We start from the raw sequence: 271 nt of genomic DNA, 5'->3' as shown, positions 1-271 counted from the left end.
AATGTCGTTAGTATTAAAAAGACCACCTGGGAGTGAAGCATAGCCGGGTGATGTATTCTATTGACATTCAAGTGTGCTTGAAAGAGCAGCGAAGTGATCAGATGAATGAGGTGGAGGATCGATTACTGCACTACTTATAATTGAAAAACAGGTAGGAGATATATCAGCATATATTCCTACTAACGTTATATCAATTACAGATGGACAAATATTCCTAGAAACAGACTTATTTAATTCAGGATTGAGACCAGTTATCAATGCGGGATTCTCT

General features: G+C 37.3%; 1 pseudogene. It reads left to right on the top strand.

Annotated features, from left to right (window positions below):
* Positions 1-271: pseudogene (locus tag AYC60_RS08315) on the top strand (F0F1 ATP synthase subunit alpha); the annotation flags it as partial.

This window comes from Streptobacillus felis, assembly GCF_001559775.1.
GTDB classification, from domain to species: domain Bacteria; phylum Fusobacteriota; class Fusobacteriia; order Fusobacteriales; family Leptotrichiaceae; genus Streptobacillus; species Streptobacillus felis.
The sequence above is the reverse complement of the archived record's forward strand: the minus strand, read 5'-3'. Positions and strand labels throughout refer to the sequence as shown.